The sequence below is a fragment of the Bacillus sp. FSL R5-0286 genome (genome assembly GCF_038593245.1).
GTDB lineage: Bacteria > Bacillota > Bacilli > Bacillales > Bacillaceae > Bacillus > Bacillus altitudinis.
Window position 1 is genome coordinate 3,470,287 of record NZ_CP151977.1, and the last position, 24,545, is coordinate 3,494,831.

Annotated in this window: 25 protein-coding genes; 7 read left to right on the forward strand and 18 right to left on the reverse strand. The window is 41.1% G+C overall.

Translation table 11 applies throughout. The features are described from left to right. Nucleotide 1 precedes the first annotated feature (1 nt). Genes NST24_RS17970 through NST24_RS18000 form a run of 7 tightly spaced genes read right to left on the reverse strand, consistent with a single transcriptional unit; the run spans nt 2 to nt 7,144 of the window. The gene (locus NST24_RS17970; protein ID WP_056704143.1) at nt 2-1,030 is read right to left on the reverse strand and encodes a glycosyltransferase; all 1,029 of its coding nucleotides are present in this window, start codon (nt 1,028-1,030) and stop codon (nt 2-4) included. Next, on the reverse strand, nt 1,027-1,767 hold the full coding sequence (locus tag NST24_RS17975) for a glycosyltransferase family protein (protein ID WP_096882000.1): 741 nt from the start codon (nt 1,765-1,767) through the stop codon (nt 1,027-1,029). Before NST24_RS17975 ends, NST24_RS17970 begins: the two co-directional genes overlap by 4 nt. Continuing rightward, nucleotides 1,757-2,881, reverse strand: a complete 1,125-nt coding sequence (locus NST24_RS17980; protein ID WP_041507943.1) for an N-acetylneuraminate synthase family protein — start codon at nt 2,879-2,881, stop codon at nt 1,757-1,759. Before NST24_RS17980 ends, NST24_RS17975 begins: the two co-directional genes overlap by 11 nt. 1 nt (nt 2,882) lies before the next feature. After that, entirely contained in the window at nt 2,883-3,758 is an 876-nt protein-coding gene (locus NST24_RS17985; RefSeq protein WP_342462075.1) for a GNAT family N-acetyltransferase, read from the reverse strand. Continuing rightward, the gene (locus NST24_RS17990) at nt 3,755-4,933 is read right to left on the reverse strand and encodes a DegT/DnrJ/EryC1/StrS family aminotransferase (protein WP_045033856.1); all 1,179 of its coding nucleotides are present in this window, start codon (nt 4,931-4,933) and stop codon (nt 3,755-3,757) included. The genes NST24_RS17985 and NST24_RS17990 overlap by 4 nt, the downstream gene beginning before the upstream one ends. A gap of 21 nt (nt 4,934-4,954) precedes the next feature. Next, a complete protein-coding gene (locus NST24_RS17995) occupies nt 4,955-6,367 on the reverse strand; it encodes a CDP-glycerol glycerophosphotransferase family protein (protein WP_342462076.1) in 1,413 nt (470 codons plus the stop codon). A gap of 6 nt (nt 6,368-6,373) precedes the next feature. After that, nucleotides 6,374-7,144: a glycosyltransferase family 2 protein gene (locus tag NST24_RS18000; protein WP_178929957.1), complete on the reverse strand. Its 771-nt coding sequence runs from the start codon at nt 7,142-7,144 to the stop codon at nt 6,374-6,376. Nucleotides 7,145-7,319: 175 nt separating this feature from the next. On the opposite strand from NST24_RS18000, the gene NST24_RS18005 reads away from it, so the two are divergent. The 3 genes from NST24_RS18005 (at nt 7,320) to NST24_RS18015 (ending at nt 9,568) form a co-directional block, all read left to right on the forward strand. Further along, a complete protein-coding gene (locus NST24_RS18005; protein ID WP_073413058.1) occupies nt 7,320-7,994 on the forward strand; it encodes a YIP1 family protein in 675 nt (224 codons plus the stop codon). A 282-nt stretch (nt 7,995-8,276) separates the two neighbouring features. Continuing rightward, a complete protein-coding gene (gene gerQ / locus NST24_RS18010) occupies nt 8,277-8,819 on the forward strand; it encodes a spore coat protein GerQ (protein WP_007497781.1) in 543 nt (180 codons plus the stop codon). Between the two features lie 131 nt (nt 8,820-8,950). Next, the gene (locus tag NST24_RS18015) at nt 8,951-9,568 is read left to right on the forward strand and encodes a cupin domain-containing protein (protein ID WP_019743221.1); all 618 of its coding nucleotides are present in this window, start codon (nt 8,951-8,953) and stop codon (nt 9,566-9,568) included. 40 nt (nt 9,569-9,608) lie between these two features. Here the strand turns inward: NST24_RS18015 and NST24_RS18020 are convergent, their stop codons facing one another. From NST24_RS18020 to NST24_RS18030, 3 genes are all read right to left on the reverse strand, one after another. Further along, nucleotides 9,609-9,980: a DUF423 domain-containing protein gene (locus tag NST24_RS18020; RefSeq protein WP_003215282.1), complete on the reverse strand. Its 372-nt coding sequence runs from the start codon at nt 9,978-9,980 to the stop codon at nt 9,609-9,611. 67 nt (nt 9,981-10,047) lie between these two features. Next, on the reverse strand, nt 10,048-11,358 hold the full coding sequence (locus NST24_RS18025) for a purine/pyrimidine permease (RefSeq protein ID WP_342462077.1): 1,311 nt from the start codon (nt 11,356-11,358) through the stop codon (nt 10,048-10,050). 33 nt (nt 11,359-11,391) lie between these two features. Then, a complete protein-coding gene (locus NST24_RS18030) occupies nt 11,392-11,724 on the reverse strand; it encodes a YwdI family protein (RefSeq protein WP_008343634.1) in 333 nt (110 codons plus the stop codon). A gap of 172 nt (nt 11,725-11,896) precedes the next feature. On the opposite strand from NST24_RS18030, the gene NST24_RS18035 reads away from it, so the two are divergent. After that, nucleotides 11,897-13,255, forward strand: a complete 1,359-nt coding sequence (locus NST24_RS18035) for an aldehyde dehydrogenase (protein ID WP_144667599.1) — start codon at nt 11,897-11,899, stop codon at nt 13,253-13,255. 26 nt (nt 13,256-13,281) lie between these two features. Here NST24_RS18035 and NST24_RS18040 read toward each other — a convergent pair whose 3' ends face one another. Together NST24_RS18040 and NST24_RS18045 are read right to left on the reverse strand one after the other, a co-directional pair. Beyond that, entirely contained in the window at nt 13,282-13,968 is a 687-nt protein-coding gene (locus tag NST24_RS18040) for a uracil-DNA glycosylase (protein WP_017360124.1), read from the reverse strand. Continuing rightward, nucleotides 13,965-14,792 carry a glycosyltransferase family 2 protein gene (locus NST24_RS18045; RefSeq protein ID WP_041091348.1) on the reverse strand — a complete coding sequence of 276 codons (828 nt, stop codon included), beginning with the start codon at nt 14,790-14,792 and terminating at the stop codon, nt 13,965-13,967. The genes NST24_RS18040 and NST24_RS18045 overlap by 4 nt, the downstream gene beginning before the upstream one ends. Before the next feature lie 127 nt (nt 14,793-14,919). Between NST24_RS18045 and NST24_RS18050 the strand changes: the two genes are divergently transcribed. From NST24_RS18050 to NST24_RS18060, 3 genes are all read left to right on the forward strand, one after another. Beyond that, a complete protein-coding gene (locus tag NST24_RS18050) occupies nt 14,920-15,225 on the forward strand; it encodes a general stress protein (RefSeq protein ID WP_008343646.1) in 306 nt (101 codons plus the stop codon). Between the two features lie 126 nt (nt 15,226-15,351). After that, nucleotides 15,352-16,161, forward strand: coding sequence for a bifunctional hydroxymethylpyrimidine kinase/phosphomethylpyrimidine kinase (locus NST24_RS18055; RefSeq protein ID WP_008343648.1), 810 nt, complete (start codon nt 15,352-15,354; stop codon nt 16,159-16,161). 886 nt (nt 16,162-17,047) lie between these two features. Next, entirely contained in the window at nt 17,048-17,902 is an 855-nt protein-coding gene (locus NST24_RS18060; RefSeq protein WP_342462079.1) for a hypothetical protein, read from the forward strand. A 380-nt stretch (nt 17,903-18,282) separates the two neighbouring features. Here NST24_RS18060 and NST24_RS18065 read toward each other — a convergent pair whose 3' ends face one another. From NST24_RS18065 to NST24_RS18090, 6 genes are all read right to left on the reverse strand, one after another. Then, nucleotides 18,283-18,537 (reverse strand): hypothetical protein, encoded by a 255-nt coding sequence (locus tag NST24_RS18065; protein WP_008359596.1) that lies wholly within the window; start codon nt 18,535-18,537, stop codon nt 18,283-18,285. Nucleotides 18,538-18,928: 391 nt separating this feature from the next. Further along, a complete protein-coding gene (locus NST24_RS18070) occupies nt 18,929-19,054 on the reverse strand; it encodes a DUF2651 family protein (RefSeq protein ID WP_073413072.1) in 126 nt (41 codons plus the stop codon). Between the two features lie 51 nt (nt 19,055-19,105). Beyond that, entirely contained in the window at nt 19,106-20,221 is a 1,116-nt protein-coding gene (locus tag NST24_RS18075) for a hypothetical protein (RefSeq protein WP_342462080.1), read from the reverse strand. Nucleotides 20,222-20,286: 65 nt separating this feature from the next. Beyond that, nucleotides 20,287-21,102: a septation ring formation regulator EzrA gene (locus tag NST24_RS18080; protein WP_342462081.1), complete on the reverse strand. Its 816-nt coding sequence runs from the start codon at nt 21,100-21,102 to the stop codon at nt 20,287-20,289. Between the two features lie 353 nt (nt 21,103-21,455). Beyond that, on the reverse strand, nt 21,456-22,913 hold the full coding sequence (locus NST24_RS18085) for a sucrose-6-phosphate hydrolase (RefSeq protein ID WP_342462082.1): 1,458 nt from the start codon (nt 22,911-22,913) through the stop codon (nt 21,456-21,458). 19 nt (nt 22,914-22,932) lie between these two features. Next, the gene (locus NST24_RS18090) at nt 22,933-24,321 is read right to left on the reverse strand and encodes a sucrose-specific PTS transporter subunit IIBC (protein WP_144679057.1); all 1,389 of its coding nucleotides are present in this window, start codon (nt 24,319-24,321) and stop codon (nt 22,933-22,935) included. Nucleotides 24,322-24,545: the final 224 nt, after the last annotated feature.

The window sequence follows — 24,545 nt, forward strand, 5'->3', positions numbered from 1 at the left end:
TCTACACATCCTTATGTTCTTTTTGGTGTGAATTCATGAGGTGTATAAGAATGTTTTTCACTCGTTCGATTCCTTTTCCATCAATGAGTGAACGTCCATTAAGATGAATGCTTCTGCGGAGAAAATAGCTGTCAGACAGTTTTTGAACAGCTTGCAACAGGTCTTTTTCTTCCACAAGGTCACCTAATCCAAGGTGAAAACAAGCGCCCTTTTGCGCAAACATGCTCGCTGTCACTGCTTGGTGGTCTACTTGCGATAGGACAATGCTGGGCACCCCGATACAAATTACCTCATATAACGTCATACCGCCTGCTACGATAGCCACATCAGCTTCTGATAAAAGAACCGGTAGTTGATCTGTATGTTGAATGAATTGGATATGTTCCGCCTCTACTTGCTCTTTGATGTGAGAGGCTTTTCCTGCGACCGCTAAAATGTCTAGGTGATTTGTTTGAAGAAGCGCCGATACAGCCTTTGATAACAGGCCGCACGGATCACTGCCGCCAAGGCTGATGACCACCTTTTTACATTCTTTCCGAACCTCATATGTGTCTTTGAATCGATTAATCTCGTGATCTAACAATAAATAGGGCGTTCCATGATAATAAGCCGTGCCATTAACCTGCTCGTGCTTCCCGTCCAGACCGCCATAAATGCCGTTTATGACCGTGTCCGCAAGCTGACAGGCTTCCTCTCTTTTTTCCTCAAATAAGACCAATCTCGCACTGCCACAGGAGTCTTTGATCGTTTGAAGAAACTGAAGATCACAATCAAGAACATCTATGACTAAAAGGTCAGGCTTTAGCTTTTTGATGTCTTGTTGGACCTGGAGAAGCGCATTCGACTCATGCACCATCTGAACGTGCCACTCTGGGTGCGAAAGCATTTCTACACAAATCTGATCATTTGTATAGAAATATAAGTTGTTCCCTTCCTGAAGCAGTTCTTTTGCCAAACGTTTCATTCTGACGACATGACCCATTCCTCTTAAAAAACCCCCATAAACAACAATCATGATTTTTTTGTTCATTCAGCATCCTTCTGTCTCACAGATTGATTCAAACGAACAATGTCTGGATGTTGTTCACAGATGGAAATGAGCTCAGCTGTCGGCACAGCAATAGAACCACCAGCTTTCTCTAATAAACAGGTAGCAAACTCATAATCTTCTTCTGTATCAATCGTGAATCGATAAGCAGGATATGCAAGTTCTTTGGGCGGTGTGAATAATTGAAGGTGAAATTGCTCGGGATGCTTTCTGATATACAGCGTGACATGCTCACGTTCTGAATAAGTGAGGGGAAATTTGTCGATTTCACATAAAATAGATGCCTCAATCATTTCCCCGGAAATACCGAGTGGTGTTCCGTTCGTATATGTGTAATCAGCCTTTTCCTGTCTATGTTTTTCAAGCATTTTCGACAAAAGCGAAGGATCTATAAATGGATTGTCTCCCGTTAAACGTACAACCGTTTTAGGTTCAAATTGGCGGACAATCTGCGCAAACCGCTCAAGCACATCTGCCTCACTGCCTCGAAACACCTTATAACCCTTTGACATACAGTATTGAGCCAAATAGTCATCCTCTGGCTCGACCGTTGTGGCAATCATAAGATTTTGCATTTTGTGATGGTAATCATCTGATTGCTTCACTCGCTCCACAATCAAATCAATCAGCGCCATTCCGCCGATCGGTTTCATCACTTTTTTGGGCAGTCTTGTTGATCCCATCCTAGCCTGAATGACAAAAAGTACATCATGCATCATCTCGAGACTCCTGCATGAGTACGTCTTTCCACGAAACACCTGTATGGGCTGGGATGTCTCTCACAGCCTTTGTGCCAAGTAAAATCGGCATATATCGCGGATGCAACCCCTGATTTTTTTGTCCAGGGCGCAGCACAGCTACATTTTCTGACGTGAGGGTCTCTCCCTTTGCAATGCCTTTGGTCGTAAAAATTCCTCGATACGCAAATTCTCGAATCTGCCCTTCAATGGCTGTTGTCGTTTTATAAGAACTGCCAAGAAGCTCCTCTGGTAATGAATGAACGTCTATTTCCGCTTGATTCCGCTGCTTTTCTGCTGCTCGAATGTGCTGAACCATTTCCTTTAATTCTTCAGGACTAAGAGCAAATGAATGATCCGCTCCGGGTAATGTTTTATCTATTGTAAAATGTTTTTCAATCATTGCTGCACCGAGCTTCACAGCGGCTACTGGCGCTTCCGTCGGGTGTTCACTATGATCTGAAAAGCCAATGACTGCTTCAGGGAAAGCGGACCTTAAGGTTTGAATTACCCGCAGGTTCGTATATGCTCTAGGAGCTGGATACTTTGCCACACAATGCATGATGGCGACTTGCTTATTTTGCTGGCTCGTAATCGTTTCGTATGCTTCATGAACATCAGCAATGGTGGCCCCAGCTGTTGAAAAAATGATCGGCTTGTGAAAAGAAGCCGTATGACGCAAAAGAGGCAAATGGTTGATTTCATAGGATGCCAGTTTAAAAGCAGGCGGATTCGTTTGATTCAATAAATCAGCCGATTCTTCATCACACACGGTGCTTAAAAACATCAGTCCTTTTTCCTTACAACGTCTCAATAAGACAGGTAGCCATTCAGGCGGCAGCTCCATTTGTTCCACTAAAGAAAAAATAGACACTTCTTCTCCTTTGGCCGTTTCGTATAACCCCGGTTCCTTTTGATACATCCGATCCGCTTGAAACATTTGAAACTTCACCGCATCAGCCCCTGCTTCTTTTGCCACATCAATTAAAGCAAGTGCCTGATCCAGCTTTCCATCATGGTTAATGCCTGCCTCTGCAATGATAAAGACAGGCGCATCATCTCCCACTTTGCGATCTCCGATATAGAAATGCGCCATCTTACCTCTCTCCTTTTTTCGGCCACACATGGTAATACAAAAAGGCATTTGTTGTCCTAAATCCCATCTTTTCGTACAGCTGGATGGCTGTCGTATTATGAAGCTGTGTCCCCGCAGAAATGAAGTGATGCCCTCTGTGATGAGACACTTTCATCATCTCAATAAACAGCTTTTTTCCGATCCCTTTTCCTTGAACATCCGGTCTAATCGCAAAAAGCTCAAGCCCCATCTCATGCCCCTTTGTCATACCTTGAATCAAGCCAACCACTTCATCATTCACCTTGGCAACGAGGTTGATATCTGCGCGTCCGAGTAAGTTGTTTCTCATCCACTCCTGATAAAAATGCTGAACAACACGCTGGTCTAAATATGGATCAAGGGCATAACGGCTTTTCACAAAAGCCTGATCACCTAGTAAGACCGCCTCATCGTAATCCTTTTCATCTGGCACACCCATCACCACATCTTGATCTGATGATGGCATCTCCCTGAGGGCAGGCGGTGCCTCAAGCCTAGTGAGACCACCGACATAATACACATGGGATAGTTTTTGAACAATGCGGTTTTTTTCAAGATCAGCCGCCTCAAGACGTAAAAAGAAAAAATCACATTTTTCTGTTCTCATCCAATTGATGAATCTCTCCATCAATTCTTTAAAGAGCAACGCTGATTCAGCTTCCACAAACTTCACATGAAAAATATGCTTGTCAAAAATGCCGCTCTCCCATTTGGACCATTCGTATAGCAGCACTGCTTTGAGCTTAGCGCCGCTGACAAGAGCAAACTGCTTGAATCCTGTCATGCGTCCTGCTTCATGACCATATGTTTTCAGCCAAGCTGCCAGCACCTGATCGTCTATTGCATGAACGACTTTCATGAAGAGGCCTTCTTGTCTTTTAAAATTGACACGACTGCGGTGATGACATCCTGCACATCTTCATCTGTCATACTTGGATAGAGCGGGAGCGAAAGCGTTCGTTTGTAATAAGTGAGTGCCTCAGGGAAATCCTCTGGTGAATGGTTATAGGTCTCTTGATAATATGGATGCAAGTGAACGGGAATAAAATGAACACTCGTGCCGATTTTATATTCCTTTTGCAGCTGATCAATCATGTCATCGCGTGTGATCAGTGCTTCTTTTGGATCAACTTGCAGCACATATAAATGCCACGCATGTCTTCCCTCATCATGTACAGGCGGCAAGATGAGACCAGCTTCATGTTGAAATGCCTGATTGTATGTCTTCGCAATCTGTTCTCTACGTGTCTGCATCTCCTTCAACCGGCTTAGCTGAACGAGCCCTAACGATGCTTGCACGTCAAACATGTTCATTTTATAGCCCGGTTCCTCGACCTCGTAATACCATGTTCCCTTTTCTCCATAACGATTCCACGCTCCCTTACTCATCCCGTGAAGCGCCAGCCTTCTGATTCTAGCCGCAAGTGCATCATCATTTGTCGTCAGCATGCCGCCTTCACCAGTCGCTATGTTTTTCGTTGCATAGAAGCTAAAAGCGGTCGCATCACCAATTGATCCAATCGGTTGATCATGATAGGTCGTATAGAGGGCATGAGCGGCATCCTCCAGCACGAACAAATCATATTTTCTGGCAATCGCTAAAATTTGGTCCATATCACACGATTGACCAGCAAAATGTACAGGGACAACCGCTTTCGTATGTGGTGTAATGGCCGCTTCTAATTTTTTCGCATCTAGATTGAGTGTCGCCGGATCAATATCCACGAAAATAGGGGCTGCCCCCGTATGGATGATCGTATTGGCTGTTGCGCAGAACGTCAGAGGCGTTGTGATGACCTCATCACCAGCTCCAATGCCTCTCGCCTTTAACGCTAAAAATAGAGCAGCTGTACATGAATTGACTGCTATTGCGTGCTTCGCTCCAGTCAGCTGCCTAAACTCTTCTTCAAACTGTCTAACTTTTGGTCCGGTGGACAACCAGCCGGACTTTAATGTTCCAATGACTTCATCAATTTCTTCCTGTTCAATAAAAGGCAGTGCATAAGGAAGAAATTGTGCTCTCTTTTGTCCCATATCGCTTGCACACCCCTATCTTCATCTCTGAAAATCCACGCCTGTTTTTGTTTTAAGCAGAGAAAGCAGAACATCGGTCGATTGTGCATGCGGATAATGCTCTTGAATGAAACGAGCACCTTGCTGTTTCGCCAGCTTCATTTCTTGTTCATCCGATAAAATACGGATCGCTTTCTCGGCCAACTCAATAGGGTTTTCCATGTGGCAGCTGCCAAGCGACTCGTAATAAGGGTATCTTCTGCCTTCTGTCATTTTTCCAATCAGTACACTCTTTTTAAAGAGCATTGCTTCCAGACCAACTGTTGATGTGAGCGTTATGACCATATCCATATACGGCAGGAGGTCATACAAGTCGATCTCTTTTTTAATTAATCTCACATGGTTCCCCGCACGTTCAATCGCTGTGTAGTCATTTAATCGATTTCGAGCGATTTCCCACGGATGCGGCTTCATAATCAGCTGAATATCTTTCCGTTTTGCAATCGTTTTAAGAACATCACCGTAAAAGGCTTCTGAAAACGGCTGTGTTGCCACGAGCACAGTCTTTTTGGCAGGATTGAAGTTCAATTTACGAAAGACCATTTCCTGTTGAAGCGGTGTTCGCTCCTGCACCAAATCAAATCTCGGGTGACCTGTGATCTCCACCTGCTCAGGCTGACAGCCTTTGTCTACATACCAGTCCTTTTCATATTTTCCAAACACTCCGTGGCAGGTGGTGAAAATCGGAAAAAAGGCTTCGTCTCCCATGAGCGCACCGTGCTGAAGACAAATACTTGTGAGATGGCGCTTCACGGTTTGCAAGGCGAGCACACGGCTATATGCATCCTCCGTCGTACCAACCACGACAGCTGTGATGGGCTGCATCTCAAATAGCGTTTCTATCTGGTCAATCACATCAATAAATTGCACAATGTCCTTCCGAAGCTTTTCTCTAAAAAAGACATTGCCAAAGACAGGATGCTGGGCGTAAGGTTTCAATAGAGCATTTGCTTTTTCAATATATTCAACATGGGCTTCTTTATTAACCTCTCCGGCTAATTCCGGCTTGCTGATCACCGGTAATCCGAAATAATCAGCCTTCTTCCAGCGCGCGAGCACAACTGTTTGGTTCGGATGGAACCGCGTGTAATTTTGTTCAGTAAAACGCAGGTGTTCAAAGTGAAGCAGCACCTTTCCATGACTCGGACGATAAGGGATACGCTTGATCTGCTGTTTATGCTGATCAAAAAAGGGCTGAATGTCTTGCGGCTTTGGACAAGTCGTTGTCAGCTCTTCACCAAACGCCTCATCTTCCATACGTTCCCTCACTTCAGGGCTGATGTATTGATAAAAATTACTGATTAATCCAAGGGGGATGTGGCGATAGGTTAAGTCTTTCATCAGATTCACATACTCAAAGTACACCTGCCAATAATAATGAATATAATGCGACACTTAAGGTCACCTCCCATGTCTTTGTTTTAATATATGACGGAGCTCCCTGCAGGTAGACTGCGGAGGAAGTGCTTGAATAAAATCGCTTTTCTCATCTTCTGCCAACTGATAATGAATAGACTGTTCTGTGATGTAGTTTGTATCCAATACCTCATCAAAAGGGTAGAACGGATAAAAGTGATTTAATCTAAAAAAGAACCGCGCATCCCCTATTCGATAAAAATGCGGACTCTCGTCCCAGTAGGATCCAAACTCAGCTTGAATCTTTGTTAAAATGGATGCACGATGTACAACTGAACAGTGATCAATAGCACAAGGTGCATTCCACTGCACCGTTTGCGCAGGTCGAATCGTTTCCTTTACTGGCTCTTTTTCGCTATTTAAATAGATAACTTTTGAACTAGAATAGACAATATGTTCATTCGGACGAGCATCTAAATAATTCGTGAGCTTCTCTAAACGGTCTGGTGCATAGACATTGTCATCTGTGGCATAGGAAATATACTCGCCCTTTGCCTGTTCTAATGCTTGATTAATGAGGACGGCATAGCGTGTTTTCGCCGTTCTTTCCTCCAGCGTTTTCACCCCGCTTTGGATAAAATGGATGCGTGGATCTTTACGGAAATGCTCAATAGCAGCAAGGGTTTGTTCGTTTGATCCATCATCCATGATAAAAAGTTCAAAGTCTGACAAGGTCTGCTGCAGCACCGCTTCAATTGATCTGCCAACATAGGCCGCTTTGTTGTAGCTCGTCATAATGACCGTTACTTTCGTCAATGTTTTCACCTCGGTCTCTTTTAAACTATGGTTATCATATGTGTCTCCTCTTAAAGAGACTGTAGAGTGACCTATTTTTTATAAAATTGGATTTTTTTCATGATCTATCTTTGAAAAACGTAAAAATTTTGGTAATATAAGTAATCATTTATGTGTATTAAAGGAGTAAAGAACATTGGAGTATATGAAGAGTGATCTCTCCCAAGAAGAGGAAGCAAAAGGTTTTTTTCGATTCTTTAAAATTTTTGTCGCGACAAAAACGATTATTCGCTCATATGAACATACCTCTATTCCCATGTGGCTGATGATACTCCTTGCAAGTATCGCTGGTACTAGCTGGATGTACGAAGGGTATTTTAGTGAGTATATGGGCAATCATATTCCATATCCTTTTATTCTGTTACACGGAGCAGGTTTTGGTATTTTAGTAGGCAATTTTCTTCTATTTTTCGGTTCATTCATTTTACAGTGGTTAGGGCGACTGTTTTTTGGCAGTAAAGCGCCGTATCGAGATGTGCTCAAAGCTTGCACACTGACGGTCATTTTTCCTTCCACCTTATTTGCTCTTACTTGGATTTTTACTGTGGGGTTGCTTGGTCCGTATACATTTGTGAAAATCTCACCCTATTTAGACCAGCACTATGAAGTATGGTATTATCTCAGTGTTTTACCACTGGTTGATGCGTATACCAAGACATGGATATTTGGGATGGCTGTTTTAGGCCTTGTCGCTGTGATGAAGCTGAGAATATGGCAGGCCTTTATCATTGCCATCACACCCATCGCCTTATTTTTCCTCATCATGACCCTTCTCTATGACGTCCAGCGGGCTATGAATTGGTTGATGTAAACAAGCATTCCTTAGATTGTTGGAAACCTTTGCAGTCTAGGAAGGACGAGCATCGGCGCGGAGCGAATTTGACATTCGTGAGCACCTAAGCGCAGGACTGACACCGAATGCGAGGGTTTGTCTACACGCTGAGGAACTGCACAAAGCAGTTCCTTTTTTTCGTTCAATGTACATATTCTCTCTTCCTGTCTCATAGTGTGAAAGAGAAAAAGAATGCTATGGAAACAACAGGCGCTTTTCTGCCTTCTGTTTAGAACACCATGAGGAAAGAGGAGGAACGTTATGAAATTGAAAAATCAATTTGGGCAAGGTTCGGGTTTCGAAGGTCAAGATTTTCGCCAGCAACAATATGGAGCAAATCCGTATCCTGCGCAGCAGATGGGTTATTCAGTCCCTCCCCAAACGCAGGGTCAAATGCAAGGTCAAATGCAGCAGGGGTATTCGCCAATGCCGTCTACTGGTACTTCACAAGGAGGCCAAGGTGGGCAAAGTGGCGGGCAGCCCTATCAAATTCCTTCTGGACCGATTTATCAGCAGAACGTCACCGGTCAGCTGCCGCTTGAGCAGTCCTATATTGAAAATATTTTACGATTAAACCGCGGCAAAGTAGCCACGATCTATATGACGTTTGAGGCAAGTAAAGAATGGAACTCTAAGATTTTTAGAGGGGTCATTGAGGCCGCAGGACGTGATCACATTATCATTAGTGATAACAAAACTGGGACACGATACTTATTGTTAACAATCTACCTTGATTACATTACGTTTGATGGGGAAATTCAATATGACTATCCATACTCGATGTCTACGTATTCTCCGAGATAACCTCAAAGTCCTATCAGCAGCAAGGTGCAGACGCCCTTGCTTTTTTCTTTTGTCTAGGTTTTTGACACACCTTCGGGGGAAGGCTCATAAGATGCCTAGTAGTTTTTATTAAACGCCTAGAGGTGACATCAATGACTGTTGAGCTGGATTATACATCGCCGAATGTCAAATATTCATTTGACCTGAACCAAAGCCCCCTTGTGAAATATGACCAACACAACCTGATTAATGTTTTAGGAAAAAAACAATTAAATTCGCTCGATCAAGTATCTCTGCTGGATATATATTTGAGTAAAAGCAAAGTAGTAGAGCCTCATTATCATCAAAATGCTGCCGAGCTTGTTTATTGTATCGCCGGCTCTGCTGCTGTATCCATGTTGAACCCTTTTACAAAAAAACTGTCCACCTACACCATTACCCCTGGGCAGGTAGCCAATGTGCCACAAGGCTGGTGGCATTATGAAGTCGCCTTACAGGACAAAACCCATTTGTTAGCCATTTTTAACGCATCGACGCCAGAAGTCATCTTAGGTTCAGACCTTCTAACCCTCACGCCTTCACACATCATGGCACATACTTATTGCATGAACGAAACGCAGTGGAAGCAGGCGACGCAGCCTGTGAAACCTGGTGTGTTTATCGGACCTTTCTGCCACCGGGAGGAAGAGACACAAACGCACCCTGTCCCCCCTTCTCACTATGTACCTTATTATCAAGCACCTCCGAACTATTCTCCTTATTGGAGTTAAGAAAAAACCGATGCCCCTATGAGAGCATCGGTTTTTTATCTTATAAATTTTTTGCTGCTGCAATCACTAGCATGATCCAAGAAGCGATAAATGCCACTCCGCCAATTGGTGTAATGGCACCTAGAATCTTCACCTGAGTCAAGGCAAGCACATAAAGGCTTCCTGAGAAGAAAAGAATGCCTGCCAGCATCACCCAGCCAGCGGTCGGCACTAGAGAAACACCTGACAGCTTATCTGCCAGAAAGGCGACAATAAATAGGCCAATTGCATGGAACATCTGATATTGAACCCCTTTATTCCATATCTCAATATACTTTTCAGGAATTTTCCCTTCCAGTCCATGTGCACCGAAGGCTCCAAGACCAACCGCAAGCATGGCGTTAATGGCACCTAATATGAAAAATAGTTTCATTCGTCATTCTCCTTATCTCATCAATTATGTTTATCATAGCGCGGGTCTTATCCAACATTCAACTTTCCTATGATGCTGACACGAGATTGTCGGATTTCTTCTTCTTTCGCAGTAGCACTTGATCGACCACAATCGCAATCAGTGTGCCAAGAACAAGACCATTGCTCAATAAAGAAATCAGCACAGGGTGCATGCCTTTCAATGCCCCCTGCGGCACAAACATTGCGCCCACACCTGCTAAAACAGCGATGCCAAGCACAAATCGAATGCGCGGGATGTCTTCTTTTTCATACTGATCGAATTCTGACATGGCAATCCCAATCATAGAAGAGAACACTACAAAGTTCACAGCAAGCCCCACAGGTGACGGCAATGCAGAGAAAAAGCTCATCAATAATGGAAATAAACTAATGAGGACAATGAGCAGACTGCCAAGAAAAAATGGCTTTCTCGATGGAATTTTTGTTGTTTGTATAAAGCCCGCTGCCCCTGAAATAGGAACAGGCGCAATCGCACCAATCAGTCCGCTCAACAAATGACCAAATGCGGCGACAAAACCAGCCGGTCTGGCTCGTTTTCGCTCACGCAGTTCACCAAATGCCTTCACGGAACTTTCCACAATTCGAATACTTGCCAGCATATTCACAATGAGTAAGATCGTAATAAAAAAGGACGTGACAAGCAGTCCACTGTCAAAGACTGGCATGCCAAACGGAAACAGTTTTGGAAACTCAATGATCTGCTCAGGAATGCGAACAGGCTTCGCTAGTCCGAGTAAAGCAAATAACAGCCAGCCGCCTGCAAGTGCGAATAACACAGAAAACTGTCTTAAATAATGCCATTTTGAGCGGCTGATCATGAAGGTGATGACAATAATCAAGATTGATAGACAAAAGACAAACCCATCTACCTGATTTCCCCGATAACCGATCCCCATCAGCCCTTTCATGATTGGCTGACTTAACTGCACAACAAGCAGCAGCAAATAAATACCTGTGACAACCGGCGTAAATAAAGACGCGAGCCAATTAATGATTTTAAAGAGACTAAAAATAAAAAAGAACGCAGCACTAAAAATTAAAGCCCCTTGTAATGCTTGCAAGGTTTCAGGATATGTGGCAAAAATCGTCCCTGTCATGCCTGCATATAGGGTATATACCCCCCACCACAGCCCTGCTGGACTTTCATTGATCGGCAACATATGACCGCATAAACACTGCACCATCGCCACAAGTCCAAGTGAAAAGAATGTACTCTGAATCAGTTCCGCCGACTGCACTTGATTTAATTCAAATGCTTGTGCAATCGCAATCGGCACAGCAATAGAAGCTGCGATAAAAAATGCCATCCACTGAATGGCGCCCAAAAATAGTTTCAACCCGATCACCTTCCCTTTGTCGTGACAAGACCATTAAAAATCAAAAATAGAGTCACCGTTGCCATCTTTCTCTTGTTGACCCTCTTCTTTATGCTGAAATTTCTTTGCACCGCTAGTGCCCATCAATTTCTCTAGCATGGCTTGATCCGTAGACACAGCCGGTGCAGATGGTGTCTGTATAGATGGAGGTGGTGAAATGACCGAAGACTGCGGCATTTGCACCTGTGATGATGTGTCGAGAATGACATCACATAGTGAAGAGATGACCGCCGCTTGACGTTTCACCTCTTCATCATTTCCACTTTGTTTTGCTTTTTGAATGGCTTCCTCCATTTTTTGAAGCAGACTTGATATATGAATATTCAAGGGTAGACCCTCCAATCTAAAAAATTCGTTTTCCAACATTATTTTACCAAATGAACAAACCGAATGGGTTCCTTTTTTCAAAGCTGTGTGCTTCTGTTCCTCTTATTTGACCCTTACCCAAGATTCACACATAATAAAAAAGAAACAATATCGTCTTTGAAAGGACTGAAAGATGAGCAAACTCACTGAACTCATTCACAAACAAAAAAACGTGCAAACACCAGCGGTTCAAGATCGAATCCGCCTTCTTAACGATTTGAAAAAAGCCATTAAACATCATGAAAAGGACATATTACAAGCCTTGGCCCATGATTTACATAAATCCGAGCAGGAAGCCTATACAACAGAAATTGGCATGGTATATGAAGAGATCAATCATACCGTCAAACATCTTCACAAATGGGCCAAACCATCTCGCGCGAAAACACCCCTGACCCATATCGGATCGAAAAGTATGATCATTAAGGAACCGTACGGAAGTGTTCTGATTATTGCCCCTTGGAACTATCCTTTCCAATTGGCCCTTTCGCCATTAGTTGGAGCCATTTCTGCCGGAAATGCCGTTACTTTAAAACCGTCAGAATTAACGCCGCACGTCTCAAACGTGATTGGCACGATTGTGGAAAGCGTGTTTCAAGAAGATCTTGCAGCGGTCGTTGAAGGCGGTGTGGATGTCAGCACAGAGCTTCTGAAACTGCCTTTTGATTATATTTTCTTTACTGGAAGTGTAGCCGTCGGCAAAGTCGTCATGGAAGCGGCCGCAAAGCACCTCACACCTGTCACACTTGAGCTCGGCGGAAAAAGTCCATGCATTGTCATGCCTGATGCAGACATCAAGCTCGCTGCGAAGCGAATCACCTTTGGTAAATTCACGAATGCTGGTCAAACATGTATTGCACCAGACTATTTACTTGTTCATGAATCGATCAAAGAGGACCTATTGCGTGAAATGACTACCTGTATCCGTGACTTTTACGGGGACCAGCCTGAAACAAATCCGCATTTCGGAAAAAATGTCAGCCAGCGTCATTTTGATCGGCTTTCACAATTTCTCTCAAATGGTACGATTGTGACAGGTGGACAGCGTAATGAACAAGAGCTCAAAATCGCACCGACCATTCTAGATCACATTACATGGGAAGATCCTGTGATGCAGGAGGAAATTTTCGGACCTATTTTGCCTGTCATCACATTTGACTCTCTTCAAGAGGCAGCTGACATGATTAAGGCAAGACCGAAGCCGCTCGCTCTTTACTTATTTACAACCAATAAAGAAACAGAAGACTATATTCTAGACAACCTCTCATTTGGCGGGGGCTGCATCAATGATACACTGATGCATGTCGCCACTCCATATTTACCATTTGGAGGCGTTGGTGAAAGTGGTATCGGACGATATCATGGAAAAGAAAGCTTTTTCACCTTTACACATGAAAAAAGTGTCCTGCGCCAGACCAATCGCTTTGATTTTTCTTTCCGATATCCAAATGCGAAAAACGGACTCGACATTGTCCGCAAATTTTTAAAATAAACAGGACGAAGGGATTTTCCCTCGTCCTATTTTGATTCGATGTCCTTGATACACCAGTTGATTTCATCAATCCCCATTTGCTTTAAATAGGCGTTTACTTTTGAGAACGGACGGCTGCCAAAAAAGCCGTTTCTTGCAGAAAAAGGACTTGGATGAGGTGACTCAATGATGTAATGCTTGCTTTGATCAATTCGTTCTTTTTTATTTTGCGCATGTCTGCCCCAAAGCACAAAAACGACTGGCTGATCTCGGTCATTCAGGACGTCGATGACGCGGTCTGTCACACGTTCCCAGCCTTTGCCTTTATGCGAGTTCGCTTCCCCTTTTCTTACAGTGAGCACGGTGTTTAACAGCAAGACACCCTGCTCTGCCCAGCTGACAAGCGAGCCATGGTTAGGGACCGGACAACCGAGGTCATCCTTTAGCTCCTGAAAAATATTTCTCAAAGATGGCGGATGTTTGACACCAGGCTGAACAGAAAAGCTTAATCCGTGTGCCTGTCCTGGACCATGATAAGGGTCTTGTCCCAAAATCACGACCTTCACATCTTCATACGACGTCAAATGGAGGGCACGATAAATGTCATCTGGCTTTGGAAACACGATCTGCGTACGATATTCTTCCTTTACCCACTCACGTAATTCCTGATAATATGGCTGTTCAAATTCACTTTTCATCACAGCCCACCAGCTATCATTTAAAAATGGCTTCATTGCGGTTGTCCTCCTTCTGTCTGCTGTGCCAATCTTGAGATCATCGGTTTTCCATCCCATACAATCTCACTCTCTGATTCTCGTTTTTTCATCGCTGGTTCTTCTAATAGGACAGCAAAGTTTGCTGTCGGCAAATCACCCAGCCCATGCTTTTCACTCAGGTCATCTAAGTAGGTCTTCCTTGTTTCACCAAGATCACTCGACTGATTGCCCCCACCATCAAAGAACGCATAGATCACACTGGCAGTCGGCACTCGTTTGGCTCGTGCATGCTGCGTAACACGCAGGAAAAAGTCCCAGTCCCAGTAGTGATGCATCGCTGGATCAAAATAGCCAATCTCATCATGTATGCGGCGTTTGTACATACTACCAGAAGGAACATATGTAGAAAAAACACGCATGTCCTCAATGTCCGCTGTATAAGCAAACAAACGTCTTGATACTGGAAAACGAGTCGCACCTCGTTCTTCAAACGAAACAATTTCCGCATCCGAAAAGACAAAATCAGCGTCTTCCAGCGCCTTGCTCATACGTTCAATATGACAAGGCGTAAAATAATCATCGTCATCACTCAGCATAATGACGTCACCTGTCAGCTCCCGCACCCCAACATTTCTTGCATTCACATGCTGGACATTCTCATCTAAATGAATCAAGCGGATTGGCAGCTCTGGATAGAGTTCCTGAATCACGTCCACTCGCTCTCCTGCATCATTTACGACCACAATTTCAAAAGGCTGTACGCTTTGTCTCGAGATGGATTCAAGCAGTTCACACAATGCGCTCAGCCGGTTATGTGTCACAATTAATAAAGAAATCTTCATATCGGCCTAACTCCTTTAATAGATTCGTCTTTTTCATTAAAACATAAATCGGCTTTCTTCTCATGATATAAAAGACGGTTTGATTGATCGAGAAAATGGGAATTTTTGATGAAAAGGAGTGATGATGATGGAATTTTTCACAGTTGAGAATAGTAAAGAAGCCAAACAGACGATCGAACAGATACAGTCAGCAAAGGATGATGTGTTTGTTTTTGCGTATGACCCCGAACGCTCTGATACCGTTACTGAGTATACGGAAGCAAAGAGCATGACAGCTGTCGATCAAGGGATTTTAGATCAGATCGCCAATGTCATTCGCACCAGGGATGATGAACTGATGGCCAAAATGATGTCGACCGGCGCCGATCAAGAATTAGCCTTAACGCTTTTAGAGGAGCTGAAAAAAGGGAAATTGGTGATTTGTAAAAGGTAATGGATGAGTCGTTCCTTGAAGAGCCGAACGCTTTTTTATGCCGTTTCATTGTGATAAATGGAAAAGCTGATTATAATAAGGGATAGAACAGTAACTGTTACACATCACATTGGAGGTTCAGCAACTATGTCTATGAATAAAGCACTCACCATCGCAGGTTCGGATTCAAGCGGCGGTGCAGGTATCCAAGCAGATTTAAAAACGTTTCAAGAAAAAAACGTCTACGGGATGACAGCTTTAACCGTTGTCGTTGCAATGGATCCTCATAACAACTGGGATCATCAAGTGTTTCCAATCGATACATCAACCATCCGCGCGCAGCTCTCGACGATCGTGGAAGGCATCGGTGTAGATGCGTTAAAAACAGGTATGCTGCCAACAGTTGACGTCATTGAACTCGCAGCTGAAACGATCAAAACATATGAGCTGAAAAATGTCGTCATTGATCCTGTTATGGTATGTAAAGGTGCGAACGAAGTCCTTTATCCAGAGCACGCTGAAGCATTGCGCGAAAAGCTCACACCACTGGCAACAGTTATCACACCTAACCTTTTCGAAGCAGGTCAATTAAGCGGCATTGGCGAGATCAAAACGATGGAACAAATGGAAGAAGCCGCAAAACGCATCCATGAACTTGGTGCAAAATATGTGGTCATCACTGGCGGCGGTAAACTAAGCCCAGATAAAGCGATTGACTTGCTTTATGATGGACAAACCTTCGAACGCCTTGAAACAGATAAGATCGACACAGAATACACACACGGCGCAGGCTGCACATTTTCAGCCGCAGTCACAGCTGAACTAGCCAACGGTTCAGACGTGAAAGAAGCCATTTATGCAGCAAAAGAATTCATCACAGCTGCCATTAAAGGCTCTTTCCAACTAAACGAATACATCGGACCAACGAAACATTCCGCACATCGTTTGGACAAATAAGTGGAAAACTCAAAGGATACAGAAGCAGCGCAATAAACCATATGTATAAATAAATTTCAAAGTAATTTATAAAACTTACAGAGCGTATGGATGTGTAAACTAGTCATTCCTTTAATATTGCACAATTCATCAACAGTTGAACTCCCTTTTTATATTTGTTGCATTCTATATGTAATAAGTAAATTTGGGGGGTTCAACTTATATCAGTATTACAAGCCTTCCGCTAAGTCATTATAAGAGTTCTTCCACTTAGATATTTCCTGGATTCTCCTATTTTTATAAACTCCGTATGTTCCATTCATTTGATTTAATCAATCTTAATTCGTTTTGATACTATCTTTTCCAAAGATACCTTTCCACATCTTCCGTGGAACATAGAGTTCACATAAAGCGACAATTTTTGGTACTCTTTAAGTCGAACTTCTCCTGATTTATCATCTCAAAAGAAATTTTTTATTTCGGTACAACAACATCGACGATTACTTCTCTATTACCTAAGTATTCTTTAAAGTTTATAGAAGCAGTTATTAATATTAGGCGAGAAATCATCATCACGACAAATATTCTTATTGCAACCTGCAAAATGAACACAATTTTAATACTCAAATAAATATTAAACCAAGGTCAAGGAAAATAAGAAAAATAGTCGCCATTATGAATACATATGATGTTTTTCTATCTTCATTCCAAAAATAAAAAATTAAAATAAAAGATACTATTGTAGTGATTAAAGCCCAAATTATCATATAGTCAACTCTCCTCTATATTTGTAATGCTGTTTATAAAATAGTCCTCTACGCTTTTTTCAATTTCCAGTATTTATTATATTATGGTGTGAACCATTCATAACATTTTAGTCAAATAAGACTGAAAGGGGACATTAAAATTGCTTAACAATATAGGACGGACTATGCGATCAATTAGAAAGAACAAAGGATATACTCAGCATTATGTTTCTAGTGGTTTACTATCACAAAGTGCTTATTCAAAGTTTGAACTACATCGAATCGACATACTTGCGTCATCTTTTATGCCTTTACTGGAAAAAGTAGACGTTTCTTTAGATGAGTTTCACTATATTATGAACGATTTCCAATATACTCGAAGGCAAAAGTTTATTAACGATTTTTTTCGTACGACTTTCAATCATCCAAACAAATTAAGACAATTGATAACAGAATCTGAAAGGTTGCTATCAGATTCGGAGGACCAATTGGTCAGTGATATTCAATGTATTTGTACAGCTTTAATAGTGCTTCATGAAACGGGTAGTATTGAACAAGCACGCAATCACGTAGATACTGTTTGGGAACGTCTTTCTAAGCATGAAAATTGGTACCTGATTGATATTAGACTGATAAACTCTATACTTTTTATATTTCCTATAGAAACGGCTATACATATAGCAAAGAATGCATTGAAAAGACTTAATATATATAAGAATTTTCAAGATGCTTATAAAATTGAAATTAATATTCGAGTTAATTTTTCGCTTCTTTTAATAAAATACTATAAATTTAAGTCGGCATTAGTTGTATTAGAAGAAGCAATCCCTCTCTGTAAAAGACATGGTGCATACAGGGAGATGGCCATCTGCTATGGTCGTAAAGGGATATGTCTAAAAAACTTAAATATGGATTCACCTGAAGAGTATACTGAAAAAGCTGTAACAGTCCTTAGTATACTAGAGGAAAAAAAACTAGAAGAAATGTTAAATACGGAGATCAAAAACTATTATTAAAGCCATAAAAATAAATTCTACAATTCAATAAGATACAAAATACTATAATTGATCTCACTTTAATGGATTGAAAGTGGGTTCAAGAATTACATAAAAGAATTTCAAAAAATAATCCTAAGACAGTCCTTAGGATTATTTTTACTATCTACTCATATATTAGATAAAATATGGATATCAGTTCTCTGTTTTGTGAAGAATGGTTATCCTTCCGCAATGTAATGTTTCTTGCAATTTTATAACTCATATACATTAAATATTCTATCTACAAATTTCTATTTATCTTCATACATTAAGATTTAGAATAAAACTGACATAGATAATCTTTAAATAAAAAAAGCATACCCGCTCCCAGGTACACTCTTTCACCATACTTTTTTTACCTACTTTTGCTGATCAGATTCTTTTGCCATTTTTCGAATAAAGGCTTCAATGGATTCAACAAATAAGGCATATTCTTTCATTTGTTTATACGTATCTGACAGCTTCTCTTTTAATTCTTCCTGCTCTAGAGAAGGTTCACCGAGAATAGATTGGACTTGAATCAGCAATTCTTTATATTCTTCACGTTTATCTTCAACATGATCTGCCATTGTCTCCAAGCGTTTTCTAGTCGTCGGCTGCTGTTTTGAATTCAAGTAAACAACCCCTTTTTGTCCTACCGCATTTGGATAAACGTCAGCCTCAGCTGTATATATTTTAAAATGATATCATAATTGAACCTGTTATCATATATGTAAAACGTCATCAAACCGCTTTAGGCCAACCTTGTATATACATGATATAGGCTTTAAGATACAGGCTGATCTCACTAGAAAAAAGCAGATCATTGATCTGCTCAGATTGTAGAGAAAGCCATGTTTTTCTACAATTTTTTGCGTAAGTATGATGAAGTGCTTTAATGAAAAAAAGTCTCCCATAAACCGAACATTTTTTCACAAGCAACATTTATTTTTTGCAAAAATGAACGACAGTTCCGATTGAGTTTATCCTCTTTCTTTCTATTGACAACTGTAAGACTAAGTATAATCATATGAAAATGGTTGATGTGATAAATGTGATCATTAGAACCACATAAACCTTCTTAAAAATTAAATAGCCAATAACTCCCCAAGCTAAATACAACAACGGCAATGTGAATAACACAAGACCCATGGGTTGAAGATAATGTAAGTAAATATAAATATACTCCACTCTCCTATACAGCTATCTTATAACTTCCATGCTTGTCATTTCCCAATCTTTATCAGATTTTAGTGATATCTCTTTAGATTCCTTGCTTTCAATATTATATTCAATAATTCTGCCAATAGTCCCATTCTTATCTCTCTCAAACATTCTTACCAATGCATAAATCTTGTCGTCTAAAATCTTAGCCTCTTCTAAACGTTCGTCATCTGATTTAAAATTAAGTGGAATCTTTTCAGAAGATATCTCTTTGAGGTCTCTGTTGAATGTCTTAATTTCTCCTTCATAGGAGACTATCGTGACTTTATCATCGTCTACGTTTGTCTTGTAGATAGTGAATCCTTTATCCATTACTATTTCTCTTTTCTTATCGAGAGTTTTTTTGTCGAGTACAACCAACATAGACTCCTGTTTACTGTCAACGCCATCGTTTAAGGCAAGTATTAACTCTTCGTTGTTTAATGACTTCAAAGACTCATTATTGTCAGGGAAGAATACTGAGTCTACGTCTAACTTTTTTCGTTTTTCTTTATGGGTTTTAGGATTTATTGAAGACATTGTTACACTTTCATCATTACTGAGAACGGCATAGATTTTTTTGTCTTCAAATATAGCTGTTGTTAATTCTCCTTCTAATTCAACTTGATTTTTATCGTTGTCATCTTCATTCCAGTATACTAATTCTCCTACTAAGCCATTCTCTGTAAAGCCAACGTTAATGTCGTGTAGAACATACCCATTAGAGTAGTTAATAAAGAATGCACCCTCGTCATCTGTAGATTTTGAAAGTGATTTTGTATTCAAAGGCTCTACCTTGCCAGTTTTCTTATTTAAAGACACATGGTAATTAGACCTATTAGATGAAAAGTAGATATTATTATTGCTTTGAGTAGAAGAAGTAAATCCTACGCAGTCTTTCATTGTCATACTCGACAATTTCTTTCCTTTATCGTTGTAGTTGACCATCTCGCATCCTCTGTCCATTGCCTGTGAATATATGATAGCAAATTTACTATCTTTCATATGGCTCAATTCTCCCTTAGAAGAGTCACCCACAGCCTCCTCTTTCTTTGAACATGCTGAACAAACAAGTGCTATGGCGCAAGATAATAAAAGTAACTTAAAGTATTTCATTCAATCATCTCCCTTCAATTTTAAACAAGCAAAGCAATCGGGGAAATCCCCGACTGCTTATTAACTTACTTTTTATGATAAAAGACCTTCGTGTTGTTAGAGTTGACTAATTCCATTGGCGATACAACCGAATCAATTTTTATATTGTCAATGTCGTGTCCTTGATTCTTCCATGCTCTCCAAGCCAATTGAGAACAATAGAATTTTTTTGTAGTTTTCTTGTCAAAGAAGTTCAAATTGTATGGCTTCTTTTGATCGGCTTGCTTTTCAGCATATTTAGCAGCATTTACATATTTGGTATTATTAGACTTCTTCACCCATAGCCCATAAACCTTCTTTCTAGAACCCCAATTATTATTATATCTTCTGACTCCATGTTGTTTAATAGGACTCCAATTTTTATGCCATGCCTCTACAGTCTTAGCTTTTTTCCTCGAAACAATTGCAGCGTGTCCGAATCCAATTGCAGAACTGCCTGAATTTAAATCATAGCTAACCAACACATCGCCTTTAGTTCCTAGGCTCTTGCTCTTGGCATTTACGCCCATCTTTTCTTTTTCTTCATTGTACTTAGGTAGATACTCGTCAATCACACCATCTTTGATATATTGTTCGATATCTTTCTGCGACTCTTCGAATATCGCTTCTGCTTTTGCTTCCGTAGATACAGAATCATATTCCTTTTTGCTCATCTCTTGAAGTTCTTTAATCTGTTCAGAAGTCATTCCCTCTGCCTTCATTTCTTCTATTTCTTCTTTGACTCTTCCATCGTTCATAGAAGGAAATACATCTTTCGCTTGCGCATTTCCCTCCAATCCAAATCCAGTGAATAATACAGATGCCGACAACAAGGATGTGACAATAACATTATGTTTTTTCATATTACTACCTCCAATTACTTTTTTAGCGTGGTCCACATTTACCATATTATTAGTTAATATGGATTATGTAAACATAAATAGAATTTTAAGGATATTTTAATATGTAATGAATTGACATGTTAATTTTGAGTGAATTTTTAAATAAAAAAAGAGACTATTCGTAATAGTCTCTTTTTCACACAGGTACATTTTCTTATTGTCTACTCGATCCAACATCTTGATGACTCTCTCTTAATGACAACCTGTTTCCTCTAATTCTCTCTTGAAACATCAATGTCTAGGAGTGGCTTCTTTTTTCTTTAGAATTAACCAAGGCGAACAGACGTAGACATTTTCTCTACTTGTTTAGTAGATCAAAAACCTGCTTCTTTTTGCAAATGCCACGTCTTCAATTTAAGCTTCGTTTCATTTCTACCACTGATGGAGATTGATTTATTTCCCGGGGAAGGAAAGTAACGTGCAGTAAATACTTCCCGGCCTCCGTTGACAAAAATCTCAATCGATGATGCATCAATAAAGATATGCAAATCCTGTAATTCATCAATTTCTACTTCACGAACTTCCTTTGTTCGATCTTCAAATCGATCTCGCTCTAACGTTAGTTTGCTTTCATCTTTATCATAAATGATACGAGCAGCAGCACGGATACAGCATTCAAATCCTTTTTGTGTTTCAATTTGATCAATGAATACCTCTGCGCTCGTCAAATCTTCAACAGGAATGGAGTGAACAGATCGTTTAACGTGAAAAACATGCTCCTGCTCATTTGTCCGCATAGATCGAAGTTCACTTACCGGCTTTTGAATAAGACGTCCTTCATCATCTAAACGAAGCTCTCTCGGAATCGTCAAACAATGGATCCATTGATAAGAGATGGTTGGGTGATGCTCTTCCCCTTGATCTGGTACACCCATCCATCCCATTAAAATACGTCTGCCCGATTCATCTTGGAAAGTCTGCTGTGCATAAAAGTCAAAGCCACGATCCAGCTCCTCAAACGCTCCATGCGTATATTGGTAGGTACGATCATCCAATGTACCAACAAAATAACCAGATTGATGTGTATTGTTGTATTTGAATCCATCAGGCTTCAGCCCCTGTGGTGACACGATCAATACATCCTGACCGTCTAATTCAAACAGATCTGGACATTCCCACATGTATCCGAAATGATCTAATCCATTCTTTCCACTGCCTGCAATAATGCCTTGAAACGTCCAATTGTCTAATGTATCAGATGTAAATAAGACAAGATGTCCTTTGAGATCTTCACTTTGTGCTCCAAGGACCATGTACCACTTTCCATTCCGCTTCCACACCTTCGGGTCACGAAAATGTGCAGTGAATCCCGCTGGCAAAGTCGCCACGACACCTTTTTTCTCAAAATGAACCCCATCCTCTGACACAGCTAAACATTGATATGTCTCACGGTTCCCTTGCTCGTCACGGACATTTCCGGTATACATCACGTACATACGACCATCGTCAATGACTGCACTGCCAGAATAACAGCCATTTTGATCAAACCAATCACTTGGCGTGAGGGCAGCCTCTTCATGCTGCCAATTCACTAGATCGGTTGATGTGTAGTGACCCCAGAATTTTGCCCCATGACCTGTTTTAAATGGCTGCCACTGATAAAACACATGGTAGACTCCCTTCCACTGAATCAATCCATTCGGGTCATTTAAAAGACCGACTGGCGGCATTAAATGGAAGTTCTGACGGTACACATCTTTTTTCACCAAATGCTCATAGTTTCGAATACGATCTGTTACCTTTTGACGAAGTGCTGCGTCCGTTGTTGTCATCACTGTGACCACTCCTTGATTATTTTTCGACTTCTTTGATTTTAAAGATGATGGTAAGAATAAATGAAACAGCAACAGCTATTAACATACCAATAACATAATTTACCACATTTTGTAAACCAAATGGAGCTGCAATTGCAATCATCGGAATCCCTGTTAAACCATAAGCGTTGGCGGCTACCTTCGTGAAGACGACAAACGCCCCGCCTAATGCACCTCCGATCATTGCAGCAATAAATGGCTTACGATAACGAAGATTCACACCGAATATGACCGGCTCTGTAATACCTAAGAAAGCAGAAAATGCTGCTGGTAATGCAATTTCTTTCGTTTTTGCACGCTTTGCTAAGAAAAAGACCGCTAGCCCTGCTCCGCCTTGAGCGACGTTAGACATGGCCCAGATCGGCAGCAAATAATTCCGTCCAATATCATTTAGAAGTCCTGCCTCAATCGCATGGAAGCTGTGATGAACACCTGTCAGTACAATTAAAGAATAAGCGCCTCCAAAAATAAGTCCAGCTAAGAATCCTGCATGGTCATAAACATAAGTGAGTGCATTTGAGATTCCTGTACCGAGCATTCTCCCTAGCGGTCCTACAGCAATAAACGTCACAAATCCAGTCACAATCACCGTCACAAACGGCGTCACAAGTAAATCAATACTGTTCGGCACAACTTTTCTTAAATTCTTTTCAATCACGCACATGATATACACAGTCAATAACACGGGAATGACCGTTCCTTGGTAACCAAGAAGCGCAATATCAAAGTTGAATAGATGCATATATTCTGGTTTTGCGTCTGTCAGTCCCCATGGATTCAGCAAACTCGGGTGAATCATAATGCCCCCAATGACAGCTCCTAAATATGGATTTCCACCAAACTCTTTGGCTGCACTAACCCCAATTAAAATCGGTAAAATGATAAAGGCAGCACTTGAGAACATATCTAGCATTTGGAAGATGGCAGAGCTTGGATCAGCCCATTTGAAGGCTTTCATCATACCTAATAGGCCCATTAATAAACCGCTGGCTACAATCGCTGGAATGATTGGTACAAAAATATTCGATAGCGTCTTGGCAAAACGTGCAAGTGGATTCATTTTTTGCTTCACGGCTTCATCATGGCTGGCTGGTTTCTGATTCTCGTCGTCTGCCTCAAGACCCGTCTCACGAGCAAAAGGCTCATATACTTTGTTGACAGAACCTGTTCCAAATATGATCTGGAATTGACCCGAGCTTGAGAAGGCACCCTTCACACCCTCAAGTTCTTCAATGGCATCTTTGTCAATCAACGCCTCATCTTTCATCACCAATCGGAGTCGTGTGGCACAATGTGTTGCGCTAATGACATTTTCTTTGCCGCCTAATAATGTTGTTAATTCTTTGGCTGTTTTTTGATAATCCATGTTGTCTCCCCCTTTTTTTTAAAACAAAAAAGACCTAAAATTCACTAACGATTAAAGGACATACACGTCCCCTCGTTACGCAAATTTTAGGTCTTGCCTGCCTGACAGTCACAATCCCACGATATTGGTTTTTGATTACGCTTTCATCATAGTATAAGAGCGTGACCTGCGTCAACCTATTTTTTCGAATCAAATGACCCATATACACTAATTAGAGTAGTGTG

Coding starts and splice junctions, on each gene's coding strand:
- NST24_RS17970 (WP_056704143.1), bottom strand. CDS start 1,030: ATGAACAAAAAAATCATGATTGTTGTTTATGGGGGTTTTTTAAGAGGA.
- NST24_RS17975 (WP_096882000.1), bottom strand. CDS start 1,767: ATGATGCATGATGTACTTTTTGTCATTCAGGCTAGGATGGGATCAACA.
- NST24_RS17980 (WP_041507943.1), bottom strand. CDS start 2,881: ATGGCGCATTTCTATATCGGAGATCGCAAAGTGGGAGATGATGCGCCT.
- NST24_RS17985 (WP_342462075.1), bottom strand. CDS start 3,758: ATGAAAGTCGTTCATGCAATAGACGATCAGGTGCTGGCAGCTTGGCTG.
- NST24_RS17990 (WP_045033856.1), bottom strand. CDS start 4,933: ATGGGACAAAAGAGAGCACAATTTCTTCCTTATGCACTGCCTTTTATT.
- gerQ (WP_007497781.1), top strand. CDS start 8,277: ATGAAATTGAAAAATCAATTTGGGCAAGGTTCGGGTTTCGAAGGTCAA.
- NST24_RS18015 (WP_019743221.1), top strand. CDS start 8,951: ATGACTGTTGAGCTGGATTATACATCGCCGAATGTCAAATATTCATTT.
- NST24_RS18020 (WP_003215282.1), bottom strand. CDS start 9,980: ATGAAACTATTTTTCATATTAGGTGCCATTAACGCCATGCTTGCGGTT.
- NST24_RS18035 (WP_144667599.1), top strand. CDS start 11,897: ATGAGCAAACTCACTGAACTCATTCACAAACAAAAAAACGTGCAAACA.
- NST24_RS18040 (WP_017360124.1), bottom strand. CDS start 13,968: ATGAAGCCATTTTTAAATGATAGCTGGTGGGCTGTGATGAAAAGTGAA.
- NST24_RS18045 (WP_041091348.1), bottom strand. CDS start 14,792: ATGAAGATTTCTTTATTAATTGTGACACATAACCGGCTGAGCGCATTG.
- NST24_RS18050 (WP_008343646.1), top strand. CDS start 14,920: ATGGAATTTTTCACAGTTGAGAATAGTAAAGAAGCCAAACAGACGATC.
- NST24_RS18055 (WP_008343648.1), top strand. CDS start 15,352: ATGTCTATGAATAAAGCACTCACCATCGCAGGTTCGGATTCAAGCGGC.
- NST24_RS18070 (WP_073413072.1), bottom strand. CDS start 19,054: ATGGGTCTTGTGTTATTCACATTGCCGTTGTTGTATTTAGCTTGGGGA.
- NST24_RS18075 (WP_342462080.1), bottom strand. CDS start 20,221: ATGAAATACTTTAAGTTACTTTTATTATCTTGCGCCATAGCACTTGTT.
- NST24_RS18080 (WP_342462081.1), bottom strand. CDS start 21,102: ATGAAAAAACATAATGTTATTGTCACATCCTTGTTGTCGGCATCTGTA.
- NST24_RS18085 (WP_342462082.1), bottom strand. CDS start 22,913: ATGACAACAACGGACGCAGCACTTCGTCAAAAGGTAACAGATCGTATT.
- NST24_RS18090 (WP_144679057.1), bottom strand. CDS start 24,321: ATGGATTATCAAAAAACAGCCAAAGAATTAACAACATTATTAGGCGGC.